Annotated in this window: 4 protein-coding genes; 2 read left to right on the plus strand and 2 right to left on the minus strand. The window is 50.9% G+C overall.

Annotation, left to right across the window (positions count from 1 at the left end):
• The first annotated feature begins 260 nt into the window (after positions 1-260).
• Positions 261-521 carry a hypothetical protein gene (locus HWQ67_RS13250; RefSeq protein WP_218253167.1) on the plus strand — a complete coding sequence of 87 codons (261 nt, stop codon included), beginning with the start codon at positions 261-263 and terminating at the stop codon, positions 519-521.
• A 188-nt stretch (positions 522-709) separates the two neighbouring features.
• Here HWQ67_RS13250 and HWQ67_RS13255 read toward each other — a convergent pair whose 3' ends face one another.
• Entirely contained in the window at positions 710-1,297 is a 588-nt protein-coding gene (locus HWQ67_RS13255; protein WP_218253168.1) for a hypothetical protein, read from the minus strand.
• Positions 1,298-1,731: 434 nt separating this feature from the next.
• Between HWQ67_RS13255 and HWQ67_RS13260 the strand changes: the two genes are divergently transcribed.
• Entirely contained in the window at positions 1,732-3,702 is a 1,971-nt protein-coding gene (locus HWQ67_RS13260) for an aconitate hydratase (RefSeq protein ID WP_218253169.1), read from the plus strand.
• 297 nt (positions 3,703-3,999) lie between these two features.
• On the opposite strand, the gene HWQ67_RS13265 is transcribed toward HWQ67_RS13260, so the two are convergent.
• Positions 4,000-4,416 carry a secondary thiamine-phosphate synthase enzyme YjbQ gene (locus tag HWQ67_RS13265; protein ID WP_218253170.1) on the minus strand — a complete coding sequence of 139 codons (417 nt, stop codon included), beginning with the start codon at positions 4,414-4,416 and terminating at the stop codon, positions 4,000-4,002.
• Positions 4,417-4,804: the final 388 nt, after the last annotated feature.

Here is a 4,804-nt window from a genome sequence, read left to right on the forward strand (position 1 = left end):
TTTTAATCTGTTTAATCCTAGTTCAGACAATCTTTTCATGTGACGATAACATATTACTTTTTAATGATAATAAATGACTAAAATATATATCTTCTTATGATAATTAACACACCCTCGCCAATTTTGTCCCAAAAAAATATCGCTCACACCTTCACTGAGAATTGCTGGGCTATAGACATTTACATTGCTATTATGGTAAGGTATTGGTTAGTGTGATAATTTTCATGAACCCTGATGACATTGTCAAGGTAGGTAAACGCTTGAAAACTTATAGGACACATATACTGATTGCCTTATTGCTGTCTCTGCTGATATCATGCACGGATGTCGCGCTAGGTGGTAAGGCAGCCCCCGAGGCCAAAAAAGACCCGACTCTCTCTAATTTGCCCCCGAAAAAACCTGTCCACATAAAGCTGAAGCGCAACTTCAAGGGCGAGTACAGTTGGGACCTTACAGGGGATAATCTAAAGGACATGCTCAAGCTCAACGCTGAACTGCAAAAGGAATTCTCAAGCCACTGAGCTGAGTGGATTGTCTGAGCTACGAGTAAACGGACTAAGGGATAGACAAGACAAAAAGGGGTCAAGGGTGCCCCTGGCCTCTTTTATGGCAGTGTGCCTCACCCCCTTGCAGGAGAGGTCAAGAAGGGGGTTGGAGTGTCCCGCCGCATCAAGAAGCAGAGCCGCCCCCTTCTTTCTCTTCCCGTGTGTTAGTAGATGCTCCAATCGCTTGGGACTCCCTGATCCGCGTAGCCTCCGGAGTTGATCACGGTACCGTCCATGAGCCACGCGTAAACGTCCCCGGTGTCCTTGCTCTGCCAGAGGATGTCGGTCTTGCCGTCGTCATCGAAGTCCTTCTTGCATACACCGTTAAAATCGGCGGTAATGCCCCTTGTTGCCGTCATGTTCACCGTGCATTGATTGCCGATGGTTACGTCGCATCCCGTCCAGCCGTTAAAGGTTGATGCGTTATCCGTCACCACAGTGGCTATCACCTGTGTGTTAAGCGCATACAGAGCGGTACCGATGTTGCCGCTACAGTTGAGGCTGCCTGTTGACGTTGTTATGATGCCGTCCCCGGTGCCTTGTTTTGTGACCGTAAGCGTTACCGGGGTTGGTGTTGGCGTGGGAGTTGGGGTAACGGTTGGTGTTGGCGTCGGGGTTGCTGTTGCCGTAGGCGTTGGGGTGGGTATGGAATCATTGTACAACTGCTGAATCTGACTATCAGAAAGAACTATATTGTATATGCGAATGTCATCAAGATCACCTCTATAATAATTGTCTTCCCCCCTGACCATTCTTCAGCACCTATTATATAGATTGCGTGAAGTGTTCTGAATATTAAAGTCTATTACTCCTGTGCTATACAAGACGCCATTGATTCCTTCTTATTTCATATGGGTAACTCAACTTAAGACTAGCGACCAACGGGAGCGGGTAGTACAATCTACCGACTTATACTTTTATAGGCTTTCCCTTGCAAACAATAGAGATTAAAGGCAACATGGCAAGGCTTATAATTTCTCTTCCCCTGTTGCCCATAGGTGGGTGTTGTTAATCCTACCCACTCACTTTAAGAAAGAGCCTTTTTATGTGAGGCAACGGGTATTGTTTCGTATAGATTTTAGATGAGGCAATTCGGAGCCTGGCGAAACTTTTAGAAAATTTGGTAAACTTAAGTTTGAAGAAAATGCTGATTTCATATACAATCAAGAATTTTGGGAGGTTTTCCTTGGCGTTTAACATTGTACAGAAGATATTTAATACGCACTTGGTTTACGGACAGGTGAGCAAGGGTTCGACCGTTGGGCTGCGTGTTGACGAGGTCTATACGCAGGATGCCACGGGGACAATGGCGTGGTTGCAGTTTGAGGCGATGGACGTGGACAGGGTCAAGGTGCCGGTGGCGGTCTCCTATGTGGACCACAACATGATACAGTCCAACTATATGAATGCCGATGACCATGCGTTTTTGCAGAGCGTTGCGGCCAGATATGGGGCATGGTTCTCCAGACCCGGCAACGGTATATGCCACCAGGTCAACCTTGAACGCTTTGCCGCTCCCGGCAAGATCGTCCTGGGAACGGACAGTCACACGCCTACCAACGGCGGGGCCGGCATGATTGCCATCGGCGTGGGCGGCCTGGATGCAGCCACCGTGATGGCAGGCGCACCATACGAGTTGACCATGCCCGCCGTGATGCTCGTGCGCCTCAGCGGACGGCTCCAGCGACCGTGGGTCACGGCAATGGACGTTATACTTGAGATACTGCGCAGGTTGACCGTCAAGGGAGGCGTTGGACGCATCCTCGAATACGGCGGAGAGGGGGTCGGCGACCTGAGCGTCACGGAGAGGGCAACGATCACCAACATGGGCGCCGAACTGGGTGCTACGACCTCCATATTCCCAAGCGATCAACAGACGCTCCAGTTTCTGAGGTCACAGGGTAGGGCAAACGCCAACACCAATGATTGGGTGGCACTTGAGGCCGACGATGACGCCAATTATGACGAGGTGCTGGATATCAACCTTAGTGAGATCGAACCACTGGTGGCACAGCCCCACAGCCCGGACAACGTTGTGCCGGTGCGGCAGATTGCGGGGACAAAGGTCAATCAGGTGTGCATCGGCAGTTGCACGAACTCCTCCTACCAGGCCCTGGCAACGGTGGCGGGGTTGTTGAGGGGCAGGGTGGTGGCCGAAAATGTCAATCTGCTTATCAATCCTGGCTCCAAGCGTGTGTATGAGATGTTGGCACGGGATGGCACCCTGGCGGTCATGATTGGGGCCGGGGCACGCATCATGGAGTCTTCGTGCGGACCGTGCATCGGGATGGGTGGGGCACCGGGCAGTGCTCACGTATCAGTGCGGAGTTTTAATCGGAACTTCGAGGGTCGTTCCGGTACCAAGGATGCCAATGTGTACCTGGCCGGTGTGGTTGTCTGTGCGCTTAGTGCCCTGCATGGAAAGTTTGTAGACCCAAGGGATGTTGGACTGGAGCCTCAGAGGATCGTCGAACCTACGGATGCGGCAGATGGGGAGTCGCTCCACAACATGCTGATCGCCCCATTGCAGGAAGACAAACGCGCCTCAGTCAAGGTCGAAAAGGGACCAAATATAAAAGAGGTGCCGGTAAAATCCCCCATCGGGGAAGAGATCAACGCCGAGGTGCTCATCAAGCTCGGCAACAACGTCACCACCGATGACATCATGCCCGCCGGTGCAAAGGTGTTGCCGTTTCGGTCAAACATCCCGGCCATTTCGGACTTCGTCTTTACCAACGTCGATGCCGGCTTTGCAAGGCGGGCAAACGAGGCCAAAGGCAAGGGTGGTGGCATAATCGTTGGGGCAGAGAACTACGGACAGGGTTCATCGAGGGAGCACGCAGCCCTTGCCCCGATGTTCCTGGGGATACAGGCGGTGATTGCCGTGTCCTTTGCGCGCATCCACAGGGCAAACCTCATAAACTTTGGCATCCTGCCCCTGGTGTTTAATCAACCCTCAGACATTGACCTCGTCAGTCAGGGCGACAGACTGATAATCGGTGACATCAAGCGTTGTTTGGCGGGTGATCAGGTCTTCAGGGTTGGAGAGAGCGCCAGTAAGTACTCATTTACATGTGCGGCGAACCTCAACGAGCGTGAGGCAAAGGTCATCCTTCAGGGAGGTCTCTTGCCATACACCCGCAGTGTCACAGGATAAGTGGCGGTAAAGGGCACTGTATTACAGAGCGTTTCGATTGTGAGTAGTACCACAATCAACCTGTGGTTACCAGGATTTAAGCCATTCCTATAACTCATAATATGGCATTGCATAGTTCCAACTGTCAATGAGGTAAGAAGGGGTCAAGGGGGCTGTGACCCCTTGCGGGGTGGGTCTGAGGGAGGGGGTCGGCGCCCCCTCCCTTCTTTCTTTTCTTAGGGAGTGAACTATTATCTATGTGGCAGTTAATGTGACCACGTTTGAATGGAGTGCTACCCAAATCGAACACTGCAACAATCACTGCCCGATTATCTTTACGAGGACGCGTTTTTTGCGCCGACCGTCGAATTCACCGTAAAAAATCTGTTCCCAGCGGCCAAAGTCCAGCTTTCCGTTGGTAATTGCCACGACGACCTCCCTGCCCATTATCTGACGCTTCATGTGGGCATCGGCATTGTCCTCGCCGACGTTGTGCCGATACTGCGACACGGGTTCGTGCGGGGCCAGCTTCTCCAGCCACCTTTCGTAGTCGCTGTGTAACCCCGACTCGTCATCGTTGATAAACACCGACGCCGTGATGTGCATGGCATTAACCAGCACCAAACCCTCCTTTATGCCACTTTCACGCAGACAGCTCTCCACTTCCGGTGTGATGTTTTTAAATGCCCTCCGTGTTGGTATCTCATACCATAACTCCTTGCGATACGTCTTCATAACTTAACCTCCCTCCAAGTCCATTGCATTAGAACAATCATGCCCTTATGGGATACAACAAGCAATGGAAGTCCTTGATTATATTGGACATCTTTAATCTTTCACATAAAAACTTCTCGACATCCACTTAGTATAACATTTTTGTTACCTTGCAGACACGCAATGGTCTGTCTTCCAGCAATTCTCAGTGAAGGTGTGAGCGATATTTTTTTTGGCTCTTTCTCAAAGTGAGTGGGTAGGATTAACAACACCCACCTATGGGCAACAGGGGAAGGGAAATTATAAGCCTTGTCATGTTGCCTTTAATCTCTATTGTTTGCAAGGGAAAGCCTATAAAAGGATAAGTCGGTAGATTGTACTACCCGCTCCCGTTGGTCGCTAGTCTTAA

The organism is Candidatus Magnetobacterium casense, from assembly GCF_019173545.1.
In the GTDB taxonomy this organism is placed as follows: domain Bacteria; phylum Nitrospirota; class Thermodesulfovibrionia; order Thermodesulfovibrionales; family Magnetobacteriaceae; genus Magnetobacterium; species Magnetobacterium cryptolimnobacter.

Coding starts and splice junctions, on each gene's coding strand:
- HWQ67_RS13255 (WP_218253168.1), bottom strand. CDS start 1,297: ATGGTCAGGGGGGAAGACAATTATTATAGAGGTGATCTTGATGACATT.
- HWQ67_RS13265 (WP_218253170.1), bottom strand. CDS start 4,416: ATGAAGACGTATCGCAAGGAGTTATGGTATGAGATACCAACACGGAGG.